The organism is Rhodococcus sp. 2G (genome assembly GCF_001886355.1).
GTDB lineage: Bacteria > Actinomycetota > Actinomycetes > Mycobacteriales > Mycobacteriaceae > Rhodococcus > Rhodococcus pyridinivorans.
In genome coordinates this window covers 2,979,461-3,003,683 of sequence record NZ_CP018063.1, presented here as the reverse complement: position 1 = coordinate 3,003,683, position 24,223 = coordinate 2,979,461, and the positions used below count along the sequence as shown (strand labels likewise).

The window sequence follows — 24,223 nt, the reverse complement described above, 5'->3', positions numbered from 1 at the left end:
CATGATCCCGGCGCACGCCGATGTGGTGATCGTCGGCGGGGGAAGTTGTGGCTGCGTTCTCGCCGCCGGGCTCAGCGACGATCCGGACCGCACCGTGCTGCTGCTCGAGGAGGGCACGGCGTTCGGGTCGGCGTCCGCTGTTCCGCGCGAGATCCGTGACGCTGCCGTCCTTCCGGTTGGTCCGGAGAGCCCGTGGACGGCGGACTTTCCCGGACGGTTGACCTCGGACGTCCAGGCGACCGTGACGCGGGGCCGGGTGCTCGGCGGCTCCGGCGCGGTCAACGGCGCGTACTTCGTGCGTGCGCGGCCGGACGACTTCGCGTCGTGGCCCGCCTCGTGGTCGTACGAGGAGGTGCTGCCGTCCTTCCGGGCCGTCGAGACCGACACGGATATCCCCGGCGACCTGCACGGAAGTTCCGGCCCGATACCGGTCGCCAGGGTGCCGCGCGAACGGATGCATCCGCTCTCGCGTGCCTTCGTCGACGCCTCCGAAAGTGCGGGATTCGCACCGGTCGCCGACCTCAACGCTCCCGGACCCGACGGGGTGGGTGCGGTTCCGTCGAACATGCGCGACGGCACGAGAGTGGGTCCGTTCCTCGCGTACCTGGCACCCGTCCTGGACCGGCCGAATCTGACGGTCGCCGGCGGGGTGAGCGCGACCCGAGTCGTGATGGCGGGCGGTCGCGCGGTGGGTGTCGAGATCGCCGGACCCGACGGACCACGAACGATCTCGGCCGGACACGTGATCGTCGCCGCAGGCGCAGTGAGGTCCCCGCAGTTGCTGATGCTCTCCGGGATCGGACCGGCCGACGAACTGCGCCGGCTCGGCGTCGATCCGCTGCACGACCTTCCCGGGGTGGGCCGCGATTTCTCCGACCATCCGGAGTTCGCCGTCCCGTACCGATTCCGCCCGGGCCTCCCGTCGCACACGCTGCTGCTCGAGACGGTCCTGCACACCGAGAACCTCGAACTGCGCCCGTACACCGCGGCATTCGGTGCGGCGATCCCCGGCAGCGGTGTCGCCGATCCGGTGCTCGGCGTCGTCCTGACGCGCCCACGCAATCGCGGACGCATCGTGCTCGACGAACGTGACCCGCGACGTCCACCTCTGCTCGATTATCGATACCTGACCGACCCGGCCGACCGGCAAGCTCTGGAGGAGGGTGTCCGGCTCGCCGCCGACCTCCTCGCCGCGACCACCGGCGTCGTCGAGGCCGGCAGCGTGGACGCGCGCGGCGGCAGGCTCGGAACGTCCCTGCACCTGTCGGGCACGTGCCGGATGGGCGACGACGAGAACGCCGTGGTCGACGAGTGGTGCCGCGTGCGCGGGATCGAGGGGTTGAGCGTCGTCGACACCTCGGTGTTTCCGCAGGTCCCCAGCCGTGGGCTGCACGCCACCGCGGTGATGCTCGCCCACCGCGTCGCCGCGACCGCGAGGGATGCCCTGCCGCACACGGTGTGATCCCGACTACAATGTCGGGGGAGGAGGCGCCGGTACATGACGGATCGTGGAATCGCGACGACCAACCCCTGGGTGGCACTCGACCCGGGAGCGGACGTGGCCGCGCACGCACGTGCGGTACTGCGCGCGCACGGCACGTTCGTCTCCGCCCGCGGCAAGAATCGGCTCGACGGGGTGCGCTCGGTAGTCCGCGACTCGTGGAGCCGGAGCCTGCAGCGCGGCATCGATCCCGACGTCGTCGAACAACCCGCACTGCTCTCCGGGCACGACCTCGAGGAGTACCGCGCCGGCCACCCCATGTCGCTGATCCGCCCGGTGGTGCGCAAGCTCCTCGTCGAGGACGCCGACGACAGTGGACTGCTCGTCGCCATCACCGACGGACAGGGACGGCTGCTGTGGGTCGAGGGCGATCACGCCGCGCGCGACCGCGCCCTGTCGATGAGTTTCGTCGAAGGGGCCGACTGGAGTGAGGACCGCGTCGGCACGAACGCTCCGGGAACGGCTCTCGCCGTGGATCATTCGGTGCAGATCTTCGGCGCCGAGCATTTCAACCGCACGGTGCACGAATGGAGTTGTTCGGCCGCTCCCGTGCACGACCCCACCAGCGGCCGGGTCCTCGGTGCCATCGACATCACCGGTGGGCACCGCGTCGCCGCGCCCGAGGTCCTGCAACTCGTCCGCGCGACGGTCGCGGCGGCGGAGGCCGAACTGCGGTTGCATGCCCTGAGCGGCCGCCCGTTGTTCCCGTCGGCGACGCCGCGCATCGAGACGATCGGCGCCGGGCGGCCCGCCCTGCACCGCGGAGGCGAACGCGTCGGCCTGTCCCGCCGGCACGCCGAGATCCTGCTGATCCTCGCCGATCACCCCGAAGGCCTGAGCTCCGACCGGCTCGCGATGCTGCTCGACGAGAACGAACTCGACTCGGTGACCATCCGCGCCGAGATGTCGCGCCTGCGCAAGGTGCTCGGGGCCGAACACCTCGGATCGCGGCCCTATCGGCTGCTCACCACGCTCGACACCGATGTCGCGGACGTGCGCCGCGCACTCGACCGCGGCGACGTGGCCTCGGCGGTCCGCCTCTGTACCGAGGAGATCCTGCCCGGATCGGTGGCGCCGGGCATCGAGGAGATCCGCGACGAACTCTGCTCGGGCGTGCGGGCGGCGCTGTTGCGCTGCGGCGAGGAGCATCTGCTCGCGCAATGGACCGCGTCCGTCCACGGCCGCGAGGACATCACCGCCTGGGCGGCCTACCGGGCATCGATCGATCCCCGGTCACCCCGCTTCGCGCAGGTCGACGCCACATTGACCCGATTGGACAGGCAGCTCGCAACGTAGTTGCAACCCTCGCGTTCGTAGTGTTCCGGATCACATACCGACCGCTCGACGCTGCAGGAGATGCACATGACCGTGTACGCCCGCCCCGGTTCGCCCGACGCCCACATGTCCTTCCAGTCCCGGTACGACAACTGGATCGGCGGTCAGTGGGTGCCCCCGGTGAAGGGGGAGTACTTCGAGAACGTCACCCCCGTCACCGGCCAGGTGTTCACCGAGGTCGCTCGCGGCACCGAGGAAGACATCGAACTCGCGCTCGACGCAGCCCACGCCGCCGCGCCGGCCTGGGGGAAGACCTCGCCCGCCGAACGCGCGGTGATCCTCAACAAGATCGCCGACCGCATCGAGGAGAACCTCGAGTCGATCGCCCTCGCCGAGTCGTGGGACAACGGCAAGCCCATCCGCGAGACCCTCAACGCCGACATCCCGCTCGCGATCGACCACTTCCGCTACTTCGCGGGAGCCATCCGCGCGCAGGAGGGTTCGATCTCCGAGATCAACTCCGAGACGGTCGCCTACCACTTCCACGAGCCGCTCGGCGTCGTCGGCCAGATCATCCCGTGGAACTTCCCGATCCTCATGGCCGTGTGGAAGCTCGCGCCGGCCCTGGCCGCCGGCAACGCGGTGGTCCTCAAGCCCGCCGAGCAGACACCGGCGTCGATCCTGCACCTGATCTCGATCATCGGCGACCTGCTGCCGCCCGGCGTGGTCAACATCGTCAACGGTTTCGGTGTGGAGGCGGGCAAGCCGCTCGCGTCGAGCCCGCGCATCCGCAAGATCGCGTTCACCGGTGAGACCACCACCGGCCGGCTGATCATGCAGTACGCCTCGCAGAACCTGATCCCGGTCACCCTCGAACTCGGTGGCAAGAGCCCGAACATCTTCTTCTCCGACGTGCTGTCGGCGAACGACGACTACCAGGACAAGGCGCTCGAAGGCTTCACGATGTTCGCCCTCAACCAGGGTGAGGTGTGCACGTGCCCGTCGCGTGCGCTGATCCAGCAGGACATCTTCGACGACTTCCTCTCGCTCGCCGCGGTCCGCACCAAGGCCGTCCGCCAGGGCGATCCGCTCGACACCGACACGATGATCGGCGCTCAGGCCTCGAACGACCAGCTCGAGAAGATCCTGTCGTACATCGAGATCGGCAAGAGCGAGGGTGCCAAGGTCATCACCGGTGGTGAGCGCGCCGATCTCGGCGGCGACCTCTCGGGCGGCTACTACGTGCAGCCGACGATCTTCCAGGGCAACAACAAGATGCGCATCTTCCAGGAGGAGATCTTCGGCCCGGTCGTGTCCGTGACGTCCTTCAGCGATTTCGACGATGCGATCTCGATCGCCAACGACACCCTCTACGGTCTCGGTGCCGGTGTGTGGTCCCGCGACGGTGGCGTCGCCTACCGTGCCGGTCGCGCCATCCAGGCCGGCCGGGTGTGGACGAACACCTACCACCAGTACCCCGCGCACGCGGCCTTCGGTGGTTACAAGCAGTCCGGCATCGGCCGCGAGAACCACCACATGATGCTCGACCACTACCAGCAGACGAAGAACCTCCTGGTGTCCTACGCCCCCAAGGCACAGGGCTTCTTCTGATCCGAACTTCGGCGCCTGTCACGTCCGCACGACGTGGCAGGCGCCGTTGCCATACGCTCGGAACACCGTGCACCCCAACGGAAAGGCAGGCCTGTGACCGTCCCGCGAATCGTGGCGACCGTCGATGCCGTCGCCCTGCTGCGCCGCCTCGCGCAGCGCAACGGACCGCTCATGATGCACCAGTCCGGCGGATGCTGCGACGGCTCCGCGCCGATGTGTTATCCCGACGGCGATTTCGTCGTCGGCGACTGCGACGTGCTCCTCGGAGTCCTCGACCTGCGCCTCGGGGCAGGGGAGACCCGCTCCGATCCGCCGGTCGGCGCGGACGCCGTGCCGGTGTGGATCTCCGGTTCGCAGTTCGAGGCGTGGAAGCACACCTGTCTCGTCCTCGACGTGGTGCCCGGGCGCGGCTCCGGGTTCAGTCTCGAGAGTCCGGAGGGGGTGCGGTTCCTCAGCAGGGGGCGCGCGTTCACTTCCGACGAAATGGCTCTCCTGGAAGCCCACCGGCCACTCACCGGGCGGGACCGGGAGGCCGGCGTGGAGCCCGCCGTGTCCGATGTGCCCACCGTGGTCGCCGAGGCCGCCGACGCGTGCCCGGTACCCGGCCTGTCCCCGTGATCCCATCTGCGTGATCCCATCGGGAGGAGGGTGACTCGCCTGCCGGTTGCCGGTGTGCGTCAGAATCGGGACGGAATCCGTCCGGATTCCGGACGACGACGTGGGCGCCCGGCGGGTGCGACGAGGAGTGGGCATGGCCTTCGCAGGCAACGTGGACGAACTGGCGCTGCTGCAGACGGTGCGCCTGAAGAAGCAGGTCACTGCCGAGGTGATCGCCGCGCACCTCGGTGTGTCGGTGGCGGCCGGCCAGGCTGCGGTGGCCGCGCTCCTCGAACAGGGCAAGGCGTCGGAGAACGGCGGCGGCATCAGCCTCACCGACAAGGGCACCTCCGAGCTGAACGATCAGCTCGATGCCGAACGGGTCTCCATCGACGAGGATTCGATCTCGGAGCTCTACGACCAGTTCCTCCCGCTCGACGAGGAGCTGAACACGCTCCTCGAGAACGCGGACGCCGACGGATTCGTCGACGGCCTCATCGACCTCGACCGCCGGGCGCAGAGTCTGTTCGACGACGTGTCGGCGTTCGTGCCGCGCCTGTCGCGCTACCAGGACCTGTTCGCCGAGGCCCTGGAGAAGATCAAGGGCGGCTCGCTGGCGTGGGCCACGGCCGCCAACATCGACTCCTACGCCTCCGTGTGGGGCGAGATGCGCCAGGAGATCGCGGGCGCCGCCGGCCGCTGACAATTTCGTTCGTTCGGCGCACTATGTGATGCCGGTCACCTCTACCCCCCTTTCGGGGGTGGTGCGGGGGTGACCGGCATCACTACGTTTCGTTCATCCGCCGAGGCGATCACGCCCGCGGTTCGAACGGACAACGGAGGACTCACGTGACCAGTGTGTCGACCCCGGGGGCTGCCGAACCCCCCGTCGCCGGACCGGTGGGACGTTCGCGTCCCGATCCATCCACACCCCGCCACGCGGGCCCCTCGAAGGAAGGGCCCGGTATCCGGCGCGTCGCCGTCGCCAGCTGCATGGGCACGACGATCGAGTTCTACGACTTCTTCATCTACGGCACCGCCGCAGCGCTCGTCTTCCCGACGGTCTTCTTCCCCGCGCTCGGATCGACCGCAGGTACCGTCGCCTCCTTCGCGACCTTCGCCGTCGCCTTCATCGCCCGCCCCGTGGGCGCAATGCTGTTCGGGCACTTCGGCGATCGCATCGGACGCAAGAAGACGCTGATCTCCACGCTGCTGCTGATGGGTATCTCCACCCTGCTCATCGGCCTTCTGCCCGGCGCCGAGACCATCGGTGTCGCCGCCCCGATCATCCTCGTGCTGCTGCGATTCGCCCAGGGCTTCGCAGTGGGCGGTGAGTGGGCCGGTGCGACCCTGCTCACCGCCGAATACGCGCCACCAGGCCAACGCGGTCTGTACGCGATGTTCCCGCAGCTCGGTCCCGCCATCGCATTCGCCCTGTCGAGCGGAACCTTCCTGTTCACCGGTCTCGCCCTCGGCGACACAAACGACGCCTTCCTGAACTACGGCTGGCGGATCCCGTTCCTGCTCAGCATCGTTCTCGTCGGCATCGGCCTCTACATGCGCCTCGCCATCGAAGAGACTCCTGTCTTTCGTGCGGAGCAGGAAGCCCGCCGTAGTGCCCCGGCCGCCGAGATCGAGGCCCCGCGCCGGCTGCCCTTCCTCGACGCGTTGCGCTACCAGGCCAAGGAGATCTTCCTTGCCGGCGGCGCGCTGGCCATCATGTTCGCCTTCTTCTACATGGGCACGGCCTACCTGACCAGCTACGCGACGTCCGAGCTGGGATTCGACCGGCCGTTCGTCCTGGTGGTGGGCATCGCCTCGTCGCTCGTCTTCGGTCTCGCGATCGTGCTGTCCGCGCTGTATTCCGACCGCTTCGGGCGCAAGAAGGTCATCATGGTCTCGTGCGCCTTCTCCGTGGTCTGGGCACTGGTGTTGTTCCCGCTCCTCGACACCGGCTCACCGATTGCGTTCGTGCTCGGAATGATGATCACCCTCGCGATCTTCGGTATCGCTTACGGGCCGTGCGGAGCACTGCTGCCCGAGATGTTCGCGACCCGCTACCGCTACACCGGTGCCGGTCTGGGCTACAACTTCGCCGGTGTCCTCGGCGGCGCCATCCCGCCGATGATCGCCGCACCGCTCGCCGCCTCCTACGGCGGTATCGCGATCGGGATCATGCTGGCCGGAATCGGCCTCGTGAGCCTGGTCTGCACCGCGGCGCTCGTGGAGACCCGCGACCGGGCCCTCTGATCCACCGCCCCACCGATCCACCCCCGGTGGCGGTCGTCCGGCAGCAGCCCGACGACCGCCACCACAGCCGTTTCCCCGCCTCGTGAAGGAGAATGCGATGTCCGGCCTCGACGTCGACCGTCTGCCCAGCTACACCCAGGGTGCCTGGGACGTCCCGCTGCTCGGCGACACCATCGGCGACAACCTCGACCGCACCGCCGCCCGCTTCGGCGACCGTGAGGCGCTCGTCGATTCTGCCGCCGGAAAGCGCTGGAGTTACACCGAATTCGTCGCGGACATCGACGTGCTCGCGCTCGGTATGTTGCGGGCGGGCATCACCAAGGGTGACCGCGTCGGAATCTGGGCACCCAACTGCTGGCAGTGGGTGCTCGTGCAGTACGCAACCGCGAAGATCGGGGCGATCCTCGTCAACATCAACCCCGCCTACCGCTCGCACGAGCTGCAGTACGTCCTCGAGCAGGCCGGTGTGCGGATGCTGGTGTCCGCCCCGACGTTCAAGACCTCCGACTACGCGCAGATGATCGAGACCGTCCGGCCCAACTGCCCCGATCTCGAGGACGTCGTCCTGCTCGACTCGCCGCGGTGGGACGAACTCGTCGACTCCGGCCGCGCCGCGCTCACCGAGGACCGGGCACCGCTCGACGCGGCCCAGGCCTCGTTGTCGCCCGACGATCCGATCAACATCCAGTACACCTCGGGCACCACCGGTTTCCCCAAGGGCGCCACCCTCAGTCACCACAACGTGCTCAACAACGGTTTCTTCGTCGGCGAGCTGTGCCACTACACCGAACGCGACCGGGTCTGCATCCCCGTCCCGCTGTACCACTGCTTCGGGATGACGATGGGCAACCTCGCGTGCACGAGTCACGGCGCGACCATCGTGTTGCCGGCGCCGGGATTCGACCCCGCTGCGACGCTCGGTGCGGTCGCCGAGGAGAAGTGCACGTCGCTGTACGGCGTGCCGACGATGTTCATCGCCGAACTGGCCGACCCCGGATTCGACAACTACGACCTGTCGAGTCTGCGGACCGGAATCATGGCGGGATCACCGTGTCCGGTGGAGGTGATGAAGCAGGTGATCGACCGGATGGGCATGAGCGAGGTCTCCATCTGCTACGGCATGACCGAGACCTCCCCGGTCTCGACGCAGACCCGCAGCGACGACAGCATCGAGCGGCGCGTGAGCACCGTCGGTCGTGTCGGCCCGCATCTCGAGGTGAAGGTCGTCGACCCCGTCACCGGACTGACGGTGCCGCGCGGCGAACCCGGCGAACTATGCACCCGCGGTTACTCGGTGATGCTCGGCTACTGGGATCAGCCCGACAAGACCGCCGAGGCGATCGACGCGGCCCGATGGATGCACACCGGCGACATCGGCGTCATGGACGAGGACGGGTACGTCTCGGTGACCGGCCGGATCAAGGACATGGTCATCCGGGGTGGGGAGAACATCTACCCCCGCGAGATCGAGGAATTCCTCTACACCCACCCGGACATCCTCGACGCCCAGGTCGTCGGCGTGCCCGACACGAAGTACGGCGAGGAACTCATGGCGTGGATCCGGATGCGCGAGGGCGCCGAACCGCTCGACGCCGATTCGCTCCGGACGTTCTGCACCGGCAAGCTCGCCCACTACAAGATCCCGCGCTATGTGCACGTGGTCGAGGAGTTCCCGATGACGGTGACCGGGAAGGTCCGCAAGGTGGAGATGCGCGAGCAGGCGATCGCCTTGCTCGAGGCGACACGAGCGGACGGGGGCCGGTGAGACCACGGCCCTGCCGGAGAAGGATGTTCACTCGAAAGGCACGTCGAATCCGCCTCGTGTGAGAGGTTCATGATCGACACTGATGGGGTACATGGTCGTCGAGGTTGCGCCGCCCCGGGTGCGGCGCCGAACAGAGAGGCTCACCATGGGACAGATCATCGGCACGATCATCTTCGGCGCAGTCATCGGTATCCTCGCCAGGTTGGTGATCCCCGGTAAGCAGGCGATGGGGATGCTCATCACCATCGTCATCGGCATCATCGGTGCGCTGATCGGTTACTGGATCTGGGGTCTGATCTCGTCCGAGGGGAACGAGAACACCTCCGGCATCGACTGGATCCGCTGGATCATCTCCATCGCCGTCGCTGTGGTGCTCACCCTCATCTACACGTCTGCGACGCGCGAGCGGCGGTAGCCGAGAGTCCTCGCGCGAGGCTCCGTTTCGGACGTCTCGGACGTCGTTCACGGGCAGTCCGTCCGTGCACGACGGTTCCCGGTCGGTCCGGGCGGGCCTTCGTCCGTGTTCAGGTACGGTCCCGGACCGGGAGGTGAACTGTGGTGGAACCGCAATGGACTCCGACGAACGTCGACATCGAGCAGGCGAACGTCACCGGATTCACCCGGTTCGTCGAGGAGAGACACGGACTCGACCTGCCCGGCTACCGGGCGTTGTGGCAGTGGTCCGTCGACGAGCCCGGCGCATTCTGGCAGGCAGTGTGGGACGCCTTCGACGTCGTCTCCCACACCGACCCCGGCCCGGCTCTGGCCGACGCCTCCATGCCCGGTGCCGTGTGGTTCCCGGGCGCGCGACTGAACTTCGCCGAGTACGTCTTCCGGGAGCGTCCCCCGGACGAGGCCGCCATCGTCCACCTCGACGAGGAGGGACGCCGGCGCGAGGTCTGCTGGTCCGAACTCGAACGCCGGACGGCCGCGCTCGCCGCGACGCTCCGCGCGCACGGGGTGGGGGAGGGTGATCGTGTCGTCGGCTACCTGCCCAACATCCCCGAAGCGATCGTCGCCCTGCTCGCCACGGCGAGCATCGGGGCCGTCTGGGCCGGATGTGGACAGGACTACGCCGCACCTGCGGCGATCGACCGTCTGGGCAGACTCGAACCACGAGCACTCGTCACGGCAACCGGATACCGCTACGCAGGACGGCGGCACGACCGCGTCGACGAGGTGGACGTACTCCGCGCCGCGATGCCCGGCCTCGCCCTGACGGTCGTCGTGTCGGAGGAGGAGACATCGTTCGACACGTCCGGGTTCGACACGTCCGGGCAGACCGGGACCGTTCTGGACTGGCGGGACGCTGTCTCCGGCGACGCCGCTCTCGAACCCCTACCCGTTCCCTTCGACCATCCGTTGTGGGTGGTCTTCTCCTCCGGCACCACCGGCCCACCGAAAGGCTTGGTGCACGGCCACGGTGGTGTGCTGCTCGAACACCTCAAGGCGTTGTCGCTGCACCTCGACCTCCGTCCCGGCGACCGCTTCCTCTGGTACACCAGCCCGAGCTGGATGATGTGGAACTTCCTGCTCTCGGGGCTGCTCGTGGGATGCACCGTCGTCACCTACGACGGCGCCCCGTCCCATCCCGAGGTCGATCGCCTGTGGCGGATCGCGGCCGACGAGAACGTCACGGTGCTCGGGACGAGCCCCGGCTATGTGCTGGCCTGCATCAAGGCCGGTGTCGTCCCACAGGACGACCACGATCTGTCGGCCCTCCGCGGCGTCGGGGTCACCGGGTCGACGCTGCCCGCCTCGTCGTCGGCGTGGCTGTCGGACAACGCCGGCGAGCACGTGCAGGTGATGTCGATCTCCGGCGGGACCGACGTCGTGACGGCCTTCGTCGGCGCCGTCCCCACGGTGCCCGTGTGGCCGGGGGAGATCTCGGTGCCCTGCCTCGGCGTGGCGGTCGACGCCTTCGACGAAGGGGGCCGGCCGGTGCGCGGAGAGGTCGGAGAACTCGTCGTGACCGTCCCCATGCCGTCCATGCCCGTGCGGTTCTGGAACGACCCGGACGGCAGTCGCTACCGCGATGCGTACTTCTCCGTCTATCCGGGTGTGTGGCGCCACGGCGACTGGATCACGATCACCGAGCGCGGAACCTTCGAGATGCACGGCAGGTCCGACTCCACCCTCAATCGCCACGGTGTGCGGATGGGCAGTGCCGATATCTACCAGGCCGTGGAGAACCTGCCCGAGGTCGTCGAGTCGCTCGTCCTCGGCATCGAACAACCCGACGGCACGTACCGCATGCCGCTGTTCGTCGTCCTCGCCGAGGGCGTCACGCTCACCGACGACCTGAAGGAACGGATCCGTGCGGCCGTGCGCGAGCATGCCTCGCCCCGGCACGTGCCCGACGAGATCGTCGCCGCGCCCGGGGTGCCGCACACTCGCACCGGTAAGAAGCTCGAGGTTCCCCTCAAACGGATCCTGCAGGGAGCCGATCCCGGCCGCGTCGTCGACCGCACCGCGATCGACGAACCCGACCTGCTCGACTGGTACCGCGACCAGGCGTGATCCGGGGCACACCATGAGCGTCACCTAACTGGACAGTCCCCGTCCCGAATGGTCGGATTGCGCCATGGACATCGCCATCAAGATCTTCCTCATCCTGCACTTCATCGGCCTCGCGGGCATCATCGGTTCGTGGCTCGCGGTCATCAAGGAACCGCGCGTCGTCGCCGGCATGCTGCACGGCGCCATCCTGCAGGTCGTGACGGGTCTGGCCCTGGTCGGTCTGCGGGAGGCGCAGGACGTCGTCGAGGTGAACCACATGAAGATCGGCATCAAGCTGCTGGTCGCCCTCGCCGTGCTCGTCGTGGCGTTCATCGGCCTGACGAAGGAGAAGCAGAATCCCGGCTCGACCGCGACCCTCGCCCACGTCGCCGGTGGTCTGGGCATTCTCAATGTGATCATCGCCGTCATGTGGTGAATCGGCGCGACGGATCACCTACTTATCGGTAGGTACTGTTTCAGTGTGTCTGTGGTGTCTCTCGATCGGCCGGTTCACGACTTCCAACCGGCCGGTTCTGACGCCCTGCAGACAGACTGTAAATTGGGCTGCTGTGTGTGCACCGAAAGCTCTGCCGACCGATGCCGAAGGATCGGCGACGGCTACGGACTCGACTTCGAGGTGACCGCATACGGGTGGGGGCGCGCTCGGACGGTGAAACAAGGCAGGGCCGATCGCGGATAGACAGTAAGCACCGTGTTGCTTCGGTGGATGCGGTCGGTCTTCCGCGAGCACAGTCGGAGGGCCGAGTCGTAGTGGTGGGGGAAACGAGGGTTTCCGGAAAAGAGGTAACGGTTGGACCCGCGAGAAATCGACGGAATCGACAGCGCTGGCCGGACGTCGAAAGAGGTAGCTTTGCCGCTTTCTCCGGCGCAGCTCGGACTGTGGTATGCGCAATACCGTAGCCCGGATGTGGCGATCAACAACGCCCAGTACGTCGACCTCCGCGGCGCTCTCGACACCGAGGTGCTCGAACGGGTCAGCAGGATCGCCGCCGGTGAACTGGAGTCGGGTTTCGTTCGGCTCGTCGAGATCGACGGCGTACCTCACCAAGTCATCGACCCGACTCTCGACACCACCCTCCTGCGCGTCGACCTCCGCGATGAGGAGGATCCTGAGCAGGCGGCGCTCGAATGGATGCGAAACGAGCACAGTGCTCCGATCGACATCATCAACGATCGCCTGATCGTCGCTGCAGCCATCCGGTTGGAGGATTCGCGCTACTACTGGTACGCGCGCGTGCACCACGTCGTTCTCGACGGTGTCGGTGCCATGAACTTCATGTTGCGTGTCGCCGAGCTGTATTCGGCTGCGGTCGAGCACCGCGAGCCCGAGCCGCTCGCCGCCGGCAGCCTCGCCGATCTTCGCGCCGCCGAGCTGGCCTATCGCAACAGCGCCAGGTTCGTGCGGGACGGCGAGTACTGGGCCGAACGGATCAGGGGAGTCGACACGGTCGTCGACCTCAGTTCACGCGTTGCTCCGCCGTCCTCCCGCAACGAGTTCGCCTCCGAAACACTTTCCAAGCCGCAGACCGAGCGTTTCGACGCTGCCGTGGAGCGGCACGGTTCGGCACGCTCCACGGTGTTCATCGCCGCGTTCGCCGCCTTCCTGTCTCGGATGACAGGTCGTGACGAGATCGTTCTCAGTCTGCCCGTCACCGGACGTGTGACTGCGGTCGCCCGGCGTTCCGGGGGCATGCTCTCCAACATCGTTCCGCTCCGGCTGCACGTCGGAGCCGAGCAATCGATCGGTAGACTGGTGTCGGACGTCCAGACCGCCGTCTCCAGCGCACTGCGGCATCAGATGTACCGCCATGAGGACATCCGGCGTGATTCGGCGGACCCGAACGGAGGTCTGTTCGGTCCGCTCGTGAATGTCATGCTGTTCCACAGTGGCATCCAGTTCGGTCCGATCAGGGGCGAATTGACCATTCTGTCGACCGGCACCGTAGAGGCGCTCGGTGTGAACCTGTACGAGAATGCTGCGGGGGATCGCCTCAACATCGATTTCGAAGCGAATCCCGGCCGCTACACCGCGCAGGAGAACGCGGAACACCATGCCCGCTTCTTGGCGTTTCTGTCGAGATTCGTCGAGGCCGAACCCGAGCGCCGGGTGCGGCAGATCGACCTTCTGGACGACGACGAGCGAAATCGGATTCTCACCGAGTGGAACGACACGGCGTGTGGGGTGCCGGAGACGACCTTGGTGGGGTTGTTCGAGGATCAGGTGGCGCGGACGCCGGATGCGGTTGCGGTGGTGTTCGAGGGTGTGTCGCTGTCGTATGCGCAGTTCGCGTCGCGGGTGCGGCGGTTGGCGCGGTTCCTGGTGGCCGAGGGTGTGGGTCCGGAGTCGTTGGTGGCTGTGGGGATGCGCCGGTCGGTGGAGATGTTGACGGCGATCTATGCCGTGCTCGAGGCCGGTGGTGCGTATGTGCCGGTGGATCCGGATCAGCCGGCGGAGCGGATCGGGTATGTGCTCGGGGTCGCGGATCCGGTGGTGGTGTTGTCGACCTCGGGTGACGGGTTGGTGGTTCCCGAGGGCCGGTCGGTGGTGTTCGTCGACGAGTTGGATGTATCGGAGTTCTCCGATGCTCCGGTGCGGGATGCGGATCGTCGGGGTGTGTTGCGTCGGGAGTTGCCGGCGTATGTGATCTTCACGTCGGGATCGACGGGTCGCCCGAAGGGTGTGTCGGTTTCGCATGCGGCGATCGTGAATCGGTTGGTGTGGATGCAGGCCGAGTACGGTCTGTCCGCTGCTGATGTGGTGTTGCAGAAGACGCCGTTCACCTTCGATGTGTCGGTGTGGGAGTTGTTCTGGCCGCTGCAGATCGGTGCTCGGTTGGTGGTGGCGCGGCCGGACGGTCATCGGGATCCGGGTTATCTGGTTCGGGTGATGGTCGAGCAGGCGGTGTCGGTGGTGCATTTCGTGCCGTCGATGTTGTCGGTGTTCGTGGCGGAGTCGTCGGTGGGCGAGGCGGTGTCGTTGCGGTCGGTGTTCGCCTCGGGGGAGGCGTTGCCGGCGTCGGTGGCGGCGCGGTTGCGGGAGGCGTTGCCGTCGGTTCGGGTGCACAATCTGTACGGTCCGACCGAGGCTGCGGTGGATGTGACCTTCCACGAGGTGTCGGATGCGGATCAGGTGGCGGTGCCGATCGGTGTACCGGTGTGGAACACGCAGGTGTTCGTGTTGGATTCGCGGTTGTCGCCGGTGCCTGCGGGTGTCGTGGGGGAGTTGTATCTGGCCGGGGATCAGTTGGCGCGGGGGTATGTGGCGCGGCCGGATCTGACGTCGGATCGGTTCGTGGCCAATCCGTTCGGGCCGGCGGGTGCGCGGATGTACCGCACGGGAGATCTGGTGCGGTGGGGTTCGTCCTCGAGTGCCGGTGGCGGTGCGGAGCTGGAGTATGTGGGGCGGGCCGATTTCCAGGTGAAGGTGCGTGGGTTGCGCATCGAGCTGGGTGAGATCGAGTCGGCGTTGCTGGATCTGGCCGTGGTGGCTCAGGCGGTCGTGGTGGTGCACGACGGTGAGCTGGGGCAGCAGTTGGTGGGCTATGTGGTGCCCGAGGCCGGGATGGTCGTGGATACGGCTGTCGTCAAGGCCGAGTTGGCTCGGGTGTTGCCGGGATACATGGTGCCGGACGCGTGGGTGGTCATGGACGAGTTCCCGCTCAACGCGTCGGGGAAGTTGGATCGGAAGTTGTTGCCGCCTCCGGTGTTCGAGGCGCGTGAGTTCCGGGCTCCGTCGACTCCGGTGGAGGAGATCGTCGCCGGGGTGTTCGCTGATGTGCTCGGTGTGGATCGGGTCGGTGCGGACGACGACTTCTTCGCGCTCGGTGGCAACTCGTTGATCGCCACGCAGGTCGTGGCCCGACTCGGCTCCGCCCTCGATGTGCATCTCGGCGTCCGTGCCGTGTTCGAAGCACCCACCGTTGCCGAACTGGCCGAGTTCGCATCCTCGTCCCGCGCTTCGGATCGGCGTCGGCCGGCGCTCGTGCGATATCCGCGACCGGACAGGATTCCGTTGTCGCTGGCCCAGTCCCGTATGTGGTTCCTGAACCAGTTCGATCCTACTGCGGCCACCTACAATTTGCCGTTCGTTCTACGCATGCGCGGAAAGGTCGACGTCGACGCGTTGCAGGCGGCACTCTACGACGTCGTCCGACGGCACGAGTCGCTGCGTACCGTCTTTCCCGAATCCGGTTCCGGTGCATACCAGTCGATCCTGCCGATGTCCGAAGTCGATCTCGGTCTTGCCGATGGATCGGTCTCGGAAGACGAACTGCCGGCGGTTCTTGCGGAATTCGCCTCGACCGGTTTCGATGTCTCCAGGGAAATTCCGATTCGCTGCCGCATCCTCCGCGTGACCGAGGATGAGGTCGCTCTCGCGATGGTCATCCACCATATCGCCGCCGACGGGGTCTCGTTCGGTCCCCTTGCGCGGGACATGGCTGCGGCGTACATTGCGCGATCCGGACGCGGCCCGCTGGCCTGGCCCGCTCTGGACGTCCAATATGCGGATTACGCGCTCTGGCAGCGTGAGGTGCTCGGCGACGAGTCCGATCCAGATTCTCTTGCCGCAGAGCAGATCTCGTACTGGACGAACCGGCTCGCGGGAATCCCCGAGCAACTCGACCTTCCGGCCGACCGACGGCGACCGGCCGTGCAGTCGTTCGTCGGGCATCGCGTCGGTTTCGACATCGACGCGCACACGTTCCGCGCGCTCTCGGACTTGGCCGGCGCACACAACGTCTCCATGTTCATGGTCATGCATTCGGCGCTGGCGGTGTTGCTTGCCCGGTTGTCGGCTACCGAGGACATCGCAGTAGGAAGCCCCATTGCCGGTCGCGGTGAACAGGCGCTGGACAACTTGATCGGAATGTTCGTCAACACGCTGGTGCTGCGGACGCATGTCGACCCCGGCATGTCCTTCGCCGAGTTGTTGCAGCAGGTGCGTGAGGTCGACCTGGGTGCATTCGCGAATGCGGACGTGCCTTTCGAACGTCTCGTCGAGGTCCTCAGGCCGACGCGGTCGCAGGCCAGGCACCCTCTGGTACAGGTGGTGCTTGCATACCAGGACATGGGCGATACCGGTCTCGAACTGCCGGATCTGACCATCGAAGCAAGCGAGGTCGACGTCGACGTCGCGAAATTCGATCTGCAGCTCACCCTTTCCGAGCGCACGGACACGACCGGATCTCCTGTCGGACTGATTGCCGAGTTCGTGTATGCGACAGATCTTTTCGACGCATCAACCGTTCGTGGATTCGCTGAACGCTTCCAACGGATCCTGGCGGCCGTCACCTCGGACGTCGATTGTGCAGTCGGGGATCTCGACATCCTCGACACCTGCGAGAGGCACGAACTCGTGTCCGTGAGGGGTGCCGGCAGCGCCGAACCCGTGACCCTCGCTCGGTTGCTGACCGACGCGGCCTCTCGGAATCCTCAGGGCACCGCGGTCGTCGCCGGCGATCGTTCCCTGACGTACAAGGAGGTCGATGCTGTCTCCTCCCAGCTCGCACGCGTGCTGATCGGACGGGGGATCGGTCCGGAGACGGTGGTCGCGGTCGCGGTGCCGCGATCGTTCGACTCCGTGATCTCATGGTGGGCCGTGGCCAAGACAGGTGCTGCGTTCGTCCCCGTGGACCCGTCCTACCCGAGCGATCGAATCGACCACATGGTCACCGATTCCGGTTCCGTGCTCGGTCTGACGACCGTGCAGTACCGGGCGTCGTTACCGGGTGGCATCACCTGGCTCGCTGTCGACGACGCGGAGTTCGTCGGAGATCTCGCGGTCGTCTCACCAGGTCCTGTCACCGACGCGGACCGCATCCGGCCACTCCGTCTCGACCATCTCGCATACCTGATCTACACGTCGGGTTCGACGGGCGTCCCCAAGGGGGTTGCGGTCACCCACGCGGGACTTGCGGCATTCGCGGCCGAGCAACGCGCCCGGTTCGGTGTGAATGCGCATTCTCGGACACTGCATTTCGCTTCGCCCAGTTTCGACGCATCGATCCTCGAACTGCTGCTCGCTGTCGGTTCATCGGCGACGATGGTGATCGCACCCGCCGATGTCTACGGCGGTGCAGACCTCGCAGAGGTCTTGTCCCGAGGTGGCGTCACGCACGCGTTCCTGACTCCTGCGGCTCTGGGCACCGTGGATCCGGCCGTCCTGCCGGATCTCCGGGTTGTCGTCGTCGGTGGCGAAGCGTGCTCACCCGAGTTGGTGGCCAGGTGGGCCCCGGGCCACACCATGTTCAATGCGTACGGCCCGACCGAGGCAACGGTCGCGTCCAACATCTCCGATCCCCTCGTCGCCGGCGACGTGATCACGGTCGGCGGACCCATCCGCGGGGTCACGACGTACGTGCTCGATTCCAGGCTCGGGCCCGTTCCGGAAGGTGTCACAGGAGAGCTCTACATCGCGGGTGCGGGCATTGCACGCGGGTACCATGCACGAAGCGGTCTCACAGCGGAACGCTTCATCGCGAACCCGTATTCGGAAATCGGTGAGAGAATCTACCGCACAGGCGATCTGGTCCGCTGGGTACCGGGTGCGCGGACACCGCAGATCGAGTATGTCGGCCGCAGTGACTTCCAGGTCAAGATCCGTGGCTTCCGGATCGAGCTCGGCGAGATCGACGCTGCTGTTGCTGCTCACGGCGATGTCGATCGTGCCGTGACCGTAGGACACACCGGCGTGTCGGGTACGACTCAGCTCGTGTCCTACGTGACCGCCGTGCAGGGCCGTGCGGTGGACGTCGAAGCTCTGACCGCGTTCGTAACCGGCCGGTTGCCGTCCCACATGGTGCCCGCAGCGATTGTCGTGCTGGACGAGTTGCCGGTGACACCTCAGGGCAAGCTGGACCGCAAAGCGCTGCCGGCACCGGTGTTCGAGACCAAGGGGTTCCGTACGCCGTCGACCCCGGTGGAGGCGATCGTTGCGAACACTTTCGCGGACGTACTCGGGGTAGCACGAGTCGGCGTGGACGACGACTTCTTCGATCTCGGTGGCAACTCGCTGATCGCCACCCAGGTGGTTTCGCGCCTGGGCGCGACATTGCAGACCACTGTCCCGGTGAGAGTGCTGTTCGAGGCCTCGACCGTCGGTACGCTGGCCGCGCGCGTAGAGCAGCACGCGCTCGGGGGAGGACGACCCGCCCTGGCGCCTGTCGACCGTCCCAGACGTATTCCACTGTCCCTCGCCCAGCAGCGAATGTGGTTCCTGAATCGTCTGGATTCCGATTCGGCGGTGAACAACATTCCGATCGCGATCCGGCTCAGCGGGGACCTCGACATTACCGCGCTGCAGGTCGCGGTCATCGACGTGACCGACCGACACGAATCACTGCGGACCGTCTTTCCGGACTCCGTGGAAGGCCCGAGCCAGGTCGTGCTCGACGCGGCACAGACGGTTCCCGATCTGACGCCGGAGCCGATCGAGCCGGACGAGCTGGAGAGCAAGCTGTTCGAGCTTGCGACCGTCGGCTTCGATGTGACGACCGAGGTCCCGCTGCATGCCCGCCTTTTCGAGATCGGCGAGCGTGAGTACGTCCTGGGCATGGTGGTGCACCACATCTCGGCCGACGGTTGGTCGATGGGGCCACTCGCACGCGACGTGATGGTTGCATACGCTGCACGCTCCTCGTGGGATGCGCCCGCATGGTCGCCGCTCCCGGTGCAGTACGCAGATTTCGCGCTCTGGCAGCGTGAGGTGCTCGGCGACGAGAACGACCCGGATTCCCTGATCTCGCGCCAGTTGGACTACTGGACCACGACGCTGGCAGGACTTCCAGATCAGCTCGACCTTCCCAGCGACCGGCCGCGACCGGCCGTTGCGTCGTTCGCGGGGGCGAGCGTCCGATTCACCATCGAGCCCGAACTGCATGCCGCGCTGATCGCTTTCGCCAGAGAGCGCTCCAGCACAGTGTTCATGGTCGTACACAGTGCGCTCGCGGTGGTGTTGTCCCGGCTGGCGAGCACGAACGACGTCGCAATCGGTACGCCGGTCGCAGGACGCGGCGAAGCCGGACTCGACGACATGATCGGAATGTTCGTCAACACTCTGGTACTGCGCACGCCGGTGGATTGGTCCGAGTCGTTCACGCAGTTGCTCGAGCAGGTACGCGAGACGGATCTCGGGGCTTTCGGGCACGCCGACGTACCGTTCGAGCGTCTGGTGGAGGTGTTGAACCCCACGCGCTCGGAGGCTCGGCACCCTCTCTTCCAAGTGATGCTGACGTTCCAGAACCTCGGTCGGACCGCTCTCGAGCTTCCGGGACTGTCGGTGAACGAGGTCGGCTTCGATACGCGGGTTGCGAAGTTCGATCTGCAGTTGACACTGTCGGAATCGATCGACGAGGAGGGCATCCCGGCCGGTATGCCCGCCGAACTGACCTATGCGACGGACCTGTTCGACGAGGCGACGGTCTCCTCTTTCGCAAGGCGTTTCGTGCGGGTGCTCGAAGCCGTGGTGGCGGACCCGTCCGTTTCGGTCGGCCGACTCCCATTGCTCGACGCTGCCGAGCGGACGCTCGTACTCGAGTCGTGGAACGACACGGCGTGTGGGGTGCCGGAGACGACCTTGGTGGGGTTGTTCGAGGATCAGGTGGCGCGGACGCCGGATGCGGTTGCGGTGGTGTTCGAGGGTGTGTCGCTGTCGTATGCGCAGTTCGCGTCGCGGGTGCGGCGGTTGGCGCGGTTCCTGGTGGCCGAGGGTGTGGGTCCGGAGTCGTTGGTGGCTGTGGGGATGCGCCGGTCGGTGGAGATGTTGACGGCGATCTATGCCGTGCTCGAGGCCGGTGGTGCGTATGTGCCGGTGGATCCGGATCAGCCGGCGGAGCGGATCGGGTATGTGCTCGGGGTCGCGGATCCGGTGGTGGTGTTGTCGACCTCGGGTGACGGGTTGGTGGTTCCCGAGGGCCGGTCGGTGGTGTTCGTCGACGAGTTGGATGTATCGGAGTTCTCCGATGCTCCGGTGCGGGATGCGGATCGTCGGGGTGTGTTGCGTCGGGAGTTGCCGGCGTATGTGATCTTCACGTCGGGATCGACGGGTCGCCCGAAGGGTGTGTCGGTTTCGCATGCGGCGATCGTGAATCGGTTGGTGTGGATGCAGGCCGAGTACGGTCTGTCCGCTGCTGATGTGGTGTTGCAGAAGACGCCGTTCACCTTCGATGTGTCGGTGTGGGAGTTGTTCTGGCCGCTGCAGATCGGTGCTCGGTTGGTGGTGGCGCGGCCGGACGGTCATCGGGATCCGGGTTATCTGGTTCGGGTGATGGTCGAGCAGGCGGTGTCGGTGGTGCATTTCGTGCCGTCGATGTTGTCGGTGTTCGTGGCGGAGTCGTCGGTGGGCGAGGCGGTGTCGTTGCGGTCGGTGTTCGCCTCGGGGGAGGCGTTGCCGGCGTCGGTGGCGGCGCGGTTGCGGGAGGCGTTGCCGTCGGTTCGGGTGCACAATCTGTACGGTCCGACCGAGGCTGCGGTGGATGTGACCTTCCACGAGGTGTCGGATGCGGATCAGGTGGCGGTGCCGATCGGTGTACCGGTGTGGAACACGCAGGTGTTCGTGTTGGATTCGCGGTTGTCGCCGGTGCCTGCGGGTGTCGTGGGGGAGTTGTATCTGGCCGGGGATCAGTTGGCGCGGGGGTATGTGGCGCGGCCGGATCTGACGTCGGATCGGTTCGTGGCCAATCCGTTCGGGCCGGCGGGTGCGCGGATGTACCGCACGGGAGATCTGGTGCGGTGGGGTTCGTCCTCGAGTGCCGGTGGCGGTGCGGAGCTGGAGTATGTGGGGCGGGCCGATTTCCAGGTGAAGGTGCGTGGGTTGCGCATCGAGCTGGGTGAGATCGAGTCGGCGTTGCTGGATCTGGCCGTGGTGGCTCAGGCGGTCGTGGTGGTGCACGACGGTGAGCTGGGGCAGCAGTTGGTGGGCTATGTGGTGCCCGAGGCCGGGATGGTCGTGGATACGGCTGTCGTCAAGGCCGAGTTGGCTCGGGTGTTGCCGGGATACATGGTGCCGGACGCGTGGGTGGTCATGGACGAGTTCCCGCTCAACGCGTCGGGGAAGTTGGATCGGAAGTTGTTGCCGCCTCCGGTGTTCGAGGCGCGTGAGTTCCGGGCTCCGTCGACTCCGGTGGAGGAGATCGTCGCCGGGGTGTTCGCTGATGTGCTCGGTGTGGATCGGGTCGGTGCGGACGACGACTTCTTCGCGCTCGGTGGCAACTCGTTGATCGCCACGCAGGTCGTGGCCCGACTCGGCTCCGCCCTCGATACATCGGTGCCGGTGCGCGCGCTGTTCGAAGCGCCCACGGTGGCGGCGCTCGCGACGCGGGTCGAGCGGACCGAGGGTGCGGGAGCGCGGAAGGCGCTCGTCGCCGTCGATCGTCCCACTCGCATCCCGTTGTCCCTGGCCCAGTCCCGTATGTGGTTCCTGAACCGATTCGACCCAGGATCCGCGGTGGACAACATTCCGGCCGCGATACGACTGCGAGGTGTCCTCGACGTCGAAGCGTTGCGTCAGGCGGTAACCGACGTGATAGGCCGGCACGAGGTGCTGCGTACCGTCTACCCCGAGGTCGACGGTGTCGGCTATCAGCAGATTCTTCCCGTCGATTCGGTCCCGCTCGAGCTTGTAATGGAGGATGTCGCAGAAGAGGACCTGCGCGCAGTGGTCGTCGATCTCGCGCGTGCAGGATTCGACGTGACCGAGGTGCCACCGGTACGGGCGCGACTGCTTCGGGTACACGACACCGAGCACATTCTCGTGTTCGTGGTGCATCACATCGCAGCGGACGGCTTCTCGATGGCCCCTCTCACTCGCGACGTCATGATTGCCTATGCTGCGCGTTCGCGTGCCGATCTGCCGGGCTGGCAGCCTCTGCAGGTCCAGTACGCGGACTACACGCTCTGGCAGCGTGAGGTGCTCGGCGATGAATCGGACCCCGACTCGATCGTGTCCTCACAGCTCGAGTACTGGAAGTCGCAGTTGTCGGGGTTGCCGGACCAGCTGGAGCTTCCGGCCGATCGCCCACGCCCGTCGGTCTCCTCGTACCACGGCGGGACGTTCTCGTCGCGGATCGCCCCGGACATGGGCCACGGCATCGACCGCGTCGCCCAAGCGCACGGAGTGACACCGTTCATGGTCGTCCATGGGGTGTTGGCAGTGCTCTTGTCCCGGCTCTCGGGCAACCGTGACATCGCCATCGGAACGCCGGTGGCAGGGCGCGGCGAGGCTGCACTCGACGAACTCGTCGGTATGTTCGTCAATACGCTGGTGCTGCGCATCGGCGTGGACGGCAGTGAGTCGTTCGCCGATCTCCTGGCGAGGGTCAAGGAGATCGACCTCGGAGCATTCGGGAACGCGGACGTTCCGTTCGAGCGTCTCGTGGAGGTGCTGGATCCCGAACGGTCACAGAATCGCCATCCCCTCTTCCAGGTGGTGCTCGCCTTCCAGAACATCGCGCAGGCGGCACTCGAGCTCGAAGGTCTCACCGCGCAAGGGCTCGAATTCGACCCGCATGTTGCGAAATTCGACCTGCAGGTGACGTTGACCGCGGCTTCGAGCGGTGGTTACGCTGTCGAATGGACCTATGCGACGGATCTTTTCGACGAGCCGACGGTGGCCTCCTTCGCCGAACGGTTCGAGCTCCTCCTGGCCGGAGTGCTGGCGGACACGTCACAGGCGGTGGGAACCGTCGATCTGCTGGCCGAGGCCGAACGTGCCGAAGTTCTCGGCGTGTGGTCCACACCGGGCGCGGAGGTCGATCCGGCGGCCACCCTGCCGGCGCTCTTCTCTGCGGCGGCCGCATCGTGGCCCGAGAACGTCGCAGTGGTGGCCGGTGAATCGTCCCTTTCGTACGCCGACCTCTCGACCCGCGTCAACGGCCTGGCGCGTCGTTTGATCGCCTCGGGCGTGGGACCCGGGTCGCTCGTCGCGGTGGCGTTGCAGCGCGACGAATTGCTGATCACCGCGTTGCTGTCGGTCCTCACCTCCGGCGGGGCATATCTGCCGCTGGATGTGACGAACCCGGCGGACAGGATCGCGTACATCCTCGGAGACGGCGCACCTGCGGTCGTTCTCACGACGACGGCCGAGCGCCGGTCGATCCCCGAGATTCCGGGGATCGAGGTGCTGGTGCTCGACGAGTTGGATTGGGACGCACTCGATACCCGACCGGTCACCGACGCGGACCGTGCCGGGATGCTGCGTTCGTCCGACACGGCATACGTGATCTACACATCGGGCTCGACGGGTCTGCCGAAGGGGGTGGCGGTCACGCACCGGAATGTCGTGGAGTTGTTCGCGAATGCGCAGCCTGTGTTCGGGTTCGACGAAACCGACGTGTGGACGATGTTCCATTCGTACGCATTCGACTTCTCTGTATGGGAGTTGTGGGGGCCGCTGCTGTACGGCGGTACCCTCGTCGTCGTCGACTACTTCACGTCGCGGTCACCCGAGCAGTTCCGGGAACTGGTTGTCCGAGCCGGCGTGACGGTGCTCAACCAGACCCCGTCGGCGTTCTACCAGTTCGCCGAGGCCGACCGTGCGGCAACCGAGGGTGAGAGCTCCGCACAGGCCGGTGAACTGGTGCTACGGCACGTGATCTTCGGGGGCGAGGCACTGGATCCGGGCAAGCTGGCCGGCTGGTTCGACCGATACCGTGACGATGCACCGCGGCTGGTGAACATGTACGGCATCACCGAGACCACCGTTCACG

At 66.6% G+C, this 24,223-nt stretch carries 11 protein-coding genes (1 of these 11 only partly in view); all 11 read left to right on the top strand.

The window, feature by feature from the left end; translation table 11 throughout:
- Position 1 precedes the first annotated feature (1 nt).
- Positions 2 to 1,462 carry a mycofactocin dehydrogenase MftG gene (gene mftG, locus BO226_RS14010; protein ID WP_071935488.1) on the top strand — a complete coding sequence of 487 codons (1,461 nt, stop codon included), beginning with the start codon at positions 2 to 4 and terminating at the stop codon, positions 1,460 to 1,462.
- A 36-nt stretch (positions 1,463 to 1,498) separates the two neighbouring features.
- Positions 1,499 to 2,797, top strand: coding sequence for a helix-turn-helix domain-containing protein (locus BO226_RS14005; protein WP_071935487.1), 1,299 nt, complete (start codon positions 1,499 to 1,501; stop codon positions 2,795 to 2,797).
- Positions 2,798 to 2,863: 66 nt separating this feature from the next.
- On the top strand, positions 2,864 to 4,387 hold the full coding sequence (gene adh, locus BO226_RS14000; protein ID WP_006553532.1) for an aldehyde dehydrogenase: 1,524 nt from the start codon (positions 2,864 to 2,866) through the stop codon (positions 4,385 to 4,387).
- A 93-nt stretch (positions 4,388 to 4,480) separates the two neighbouring features.
- Positions 4,481 to 5,005, top strand: coding sequence for a DUF779 domain-containing protein (locus BO226_RS13995; RefSeq protein ID WP_006553531.1), 525 nt, complete (start codon positions 4,481 to 4,483; stop codon positions 5,003 to 5,005).
- A 133-nt stretch (positions 5,006 to 5,138) separates the two neighbouring features.
- Positions 5,139 to 5,687 (top strand): hypothetical protein, encoded by a 549-nt coding sequence (locus BO226_RS13990; protein ID WP_006553530.1) that lies wholly within the window; start codon positions 5,139 to 5,141, stop codon positions 5,685 to 5,687.
- Positions 5,688 to 5,833: 146 nt separating this feature from the next.
- Positions 5,834 to 7,234 carry an MFS transporter gene (locus BO226_RS13985; protein WP_006553529.1) on the top strand — a complete coding sequence of 467 codons (1,401 nt, stop codon included), beginning with the start codon at positions 5,834 to 5,836 and terminating at the stop codon, positions 7,232 to 7,234.
- Positions 7,235 to 7,331: 97 nt separating this feature from the next.
- Positions 7,332 to 8,999 (top strand): AMP-binding protein, encoded by a 1,668-nt coding sequence (locus BO226_RS13980; RefSeq protein ID WP_006553528.1) that lies wholly within the window; start codon positions 7,332 to 7,334, stop codon positions 8,997 to 8,999.
- A gap of 145 nt (positions 9,000 to 9,144) precedes the next feature.
- Entirely contained in the window at positions 9,145 to 9,414 is a 270-nt protein-coding gene (locus tag BO226_RS13975) for a GlsB/YeaQ/YmgE family stress response membrane protein (protein ID WP_016932945.1), read from the top strand.
- Between the two features lie 143 nt (positions 9,415 to 9,557).
- The gene (locus tag BO226_RS13970) at positions 9,558 to 11,519 is read left to right on the top strand and encodes an acetoacetate--CoA ligase (protein ID WP_071935486.1); all 1,962 of its coding nucleotides are present in this window, start codon (positions 9,558 to 9,560) and stop codon (positions 11,517 to 11,519) included.
- A 64-nt stretch (positions 11,520 to 11,583) separates the two neighbouring features.
- Positions 11,584 to 11,934, top strand: coding sequence for a hypothetical protein (locus BO226_RS13965; RefSeq protein WP_071935485.1), 351 nt, complete (start codon positions 11,584 to 11,586; stop codon positions 11,932 to 11,934).
- A 375-nt stretch (positions 11,935 to 12,309) separates the two neighbouring features.
- Positions 12,310 to 24,223 carry the 5' portion of a non-ribosomal peptide synthetase gene (locus BO226_RS13960; protein WP_083543636.1) on the top strand. Its footprint extends 5,756 nt past the window's final position, so 11,914 of the gene's 17,670 nt are visible here — the first part of the coding sequence; the start codon lies at positions 12,310 to 12,312; the stop codon falls past the right edge of the window.

Excerpts from the sequence above, each read along its gene's own strand:
- mftG (WP_071935488.1), top strand. The coding sequence starts at position 2 with ATGATCCCGGCGCACGCCGATGTGGTGATCGTCGGCGGGGGAAGTTGT.
- BO226_RS14005 (WP_071935487.1), top strand. The coding sequence starts at position 1,499 with ATGACGGATCGTGGAATCGCGACGACCAACCCCTGGGTGGCACTCGAC.
- adh (WP_006553532.1), top strand. The coding sequence starts at position 2,864 with ATGACCGTGTACGCCCGCCCCGGTTCGCCCGACGCCCACATGTCCTTC.
- BO226_RS13990 (WP_006553530.1), top strand. The coding sequence starts at position 5,139 with ATGGCCTTCGCAGGCAACGTGGACGAACTGGCGCTGCTGCAGACGGTG.
- BO226_RS13980 (WP_006553528.1), top strand. The coding sequence starts at position 7,332 with ATGTCCGGCCTCGACGTCGACCGTCTGCCCAGCTACACCCAGGGTGCC.
- BO226_RS13975 (WP_016932945.1), top strand. The coding sequence starts at position 9,145 with ATGGGACAGATCATCGGCACGATCATCTTCGGCGCAGTCATCGGTATC.
- BO226_RS13965 (WP_071935485.1), top strand. The coding sequence starts at position 11,584 with ATGGACATCGCCATCAAGATCTTCCTCATCCTGCACTTCATCGGCCTC.